General features: G+C 61.8%; 4 protein-coding genes. All 4 read left to right on the top strand.

What is annotated here, in order from left to right:
• The first annotated feature begins 63 nt into the window (after nt 1–63).
• Entirely contained in the window at nt 64–363 is a 300-nt protein-coding gene (locus tag GX108_04150; protein NLO56230.1) for a hypothetical protein, read from the top strand.
• Between the two features lie 111 nt (nt 364–474).
• On the top strand, nt 475–1,110 hold the full coding sequence (locus GX108_04145; protein ID NLO56229.1) for a response regulator transcription factor: 636 nt from the start codon (nt 475–477) through the stop codon (nt 1,108–1,110).
• Nucleotides 1,107–1,961: a hypothetical protein gene (locus GX108_04140; protein NLO56228.1), complete on the top strand. Its 855-nt coding sequence runs from the start codon at nt 1,107–1,109 to the stop codon at nt 1,959–1,961. The genes GX108_04145 and GX108_04140 overlap by 4 nt, the downstream gene beginning before the upstream one ends.
• A 63-nt stretch (nt 1,962–2,024) precedes the next feature.
• Complete coding sequence (locus tag GX108_04135) at nt 2,025–2,477, top strand: hypothetical protein (protein NLO56227.1); 453 nt, start codon at nt 2,025–2,027, stop codon at nt 2,475–2,477.
• Nucleotides 2,478–2,480: the final 3 nt, after the last annotated feature.

Genomic DNA, 2,480 nt, shown 5'->3' with positions numbered 1-2,480 from the left:
ATGGCGGGGGCCCTTGATGGAGATCGCATCATCGACCCCGGGTCAATGTCGGGAGCTGGGGATGTGTGGGATGAGTGGGGTAGGAACACCACCCTCGCCGCCATCGTAACGAACGCGAGGTTGGACAAAGCCGACTGCAGGAGGGTCGCCATCATGGGGCAGGCGGGACTCGCCGGAGCTCTTTTCCCTTTCAACACTCCCTTTGACGGTGATACGGTCTTCTGCGCCGCCACGGGCGAGACCAGTTCCTCGACGGTCCTCGTGGGGTGGCTGGCCGCCTCGGCCCTCGAGGAAGCCGCCAGGAACGCGGTACTCCACGCGAGGTCGGCTTTCGGGTTCGTATCCTTCTCCGACCTCCGCTGAAACCGCTCCAACCCGGTCGGTTATCGGTAAGGCTGCGGATACGCCGCCCGGTCCATATAGGGCATACTTGCCGGATAGGGGCCGCCTTTAAGGTCCCGGGAGGTGCATTCCATGAAGATAAGGGTTTTCCTCGCCGATGATCACCCCCTCACCCGCGCCGGGTTGAGGGATTACATAGCGAAGGAGAAGGACCTGGAGCTGGTGGGGGAGGCCGGTGACGGCCTTGAGGCCTGGAGGGTCATCGAAAAGGAAAGGCCCGACGTGGCCCTGCTGGACATCAGGATGCCCGGTGAGAACGGCGTCGCCCTGGCCAGGAGGATCAAGGCATCCTCACTCCCGGTCAAGCCGGTGATGCTCACATCCTTCGACGCCCAGCAGTACGTCATGGCCTCGTTCAGGGCCGGAGCCAGGGGTTACGTCCTCAAGACCGTAACCCCCGAGGAGCTCGCCCGCGCCATCAGGGTGGTGGCCCGTGGGGGCCTTTACCTTGATGGGGAAGTGGCCCGCAGCATGGAGGACGGGGAATTCGCCTACGAGGCGCTGTCGGCAAGGGAGAGGGAGGTCTTGCTCCATGCCGCCAGGGGCCTCTCCAGCAAAGAAATAGCAGGGGTTCTCATCATCAGCGAAAGAACGGTGCAGACCCACCTGGCTTCCATATATGGCAAGCTCGGGGCCAGGAACAAGACCGAAGCCATGCTGCTGGCGCTTAAGTACGGCATCGTAGCCCTGGAGGAGCTGATCGAATGAGGAGACACCTGCTGATCCTTCTCACGGTGGCCATCATGATACCCTCCTTTTCGGCGCTCCTCTTAGGGGGCGCCGGTCTCATCCAGCACGAGAGGGCCATGGAGAGGGTCGCCAGGTCCTATGTAGTCGACATTGCCGAGAGTTTTGCCTCGAGACTGGATCTGAGCTGGAACAGGACAAGGTCTTCCCCCTTCGGTGATCGTGAGAGGTTCATGAGGCTCAGGCAGCTCACCTGGGGCCTTTCGATGCCGGGCTGGGTGGCGGTAGTGGACAGGCAGGGGAACATTCTTTTGTCCACCGGTGACTCCGACGCTCTTCCCCTCCTCTGGGACAGGGGGATCCCCATAGGTTCAGCCCTGGAAGTTGAAAGCCGCGAGGGCGAGAAGTTCACCCTCGCCGTTTACCCTGCCGGGGAAACCGGGTGGTACGTTGTGGCCGCCGTATCCTGGGATAAGCTCCTCGGGCCCATGCTCCGCTTCAACCGTTGGCCACTGCTGGTCGGGCTCGTCGGGCTCCTGGGCCTCTTATCGGTCCTCGCCCTCTGGAAATGGCTGGTGGCGCCCTTGAGGGCCCTCGGGACGGAAGTGTCCACCCTTCACCTTGGGAGAGATATCCCCGAGGGCGATGACCCCGGGGCTGTCCACGAGATCAGGAGGCTGAGGATGGTGCTCCAGCAACTTGCCCGAGGTGCCGTCGAGAGGGCGGAACTGATGAAACGTTATGTCGGCGACATAGTCAGGGTCCAAGAGGAAGAGCGGTCACGCATCGCCCGGGAGATCCACGACGGCCCACTTCAAGATGTCACCGCCCTGATCCACCAGATCAGGCTGGCTAAGATGGAGGAGGGATAGCCCGAAGAGACCTCTCTGCGGCTGGATAACGCCGAAGAGGGCGCCCGCCACGCCGTTAATGACATGAGGGCGCTCTGCGATGAGCTTTCACCGCCCTGGCTCGATCTTGGCCTATCCCAGGCGCTCGACGAGTTGGCCGAGCGGCTTTCGAGGCAGCTTGGGGTGAAGATCATCGTAGAGGCAGGCATCGAGGAAGAGTTGCCTCCCGAGGTTACCCTGGCCTTTTTCAGAGTGGTGCAGGAGTCGGTCCACAATTCCGTTCGCCATGGAGGGGCGACTGAAGTAAACGCCAAATTTTACCGGGATGGGGGAGAAGTCCTTCTCGAAGTGACCGACGACGGGACTGGTTTCGATCCACCGGAAGATTTCGAGGAACTCCGTGTGAGGGGGCATCGGGGTCTGGCCAATATGTCCGAAAGGATGTCTCTCATCGGGGGAAGGCTGGAGGTCTCTCGGATCTCCAGTGGAGGGACCCTGGTGAGGTGCGGCTGGAGCTTCACTTCCTCTTCTGCCTGAAGT

Origin of the sequence: Thermovirga sp. (genome assembly GCA_012523215.1) — a bacterium.
Classification (GTDB): Bacteria; Synergistota; Synergistia; order Synergistales; family Thermovirgaceae; genus 58-81.
This window is presented reverse-complemented; position numbering and strand designations above follow the sequence as displayed.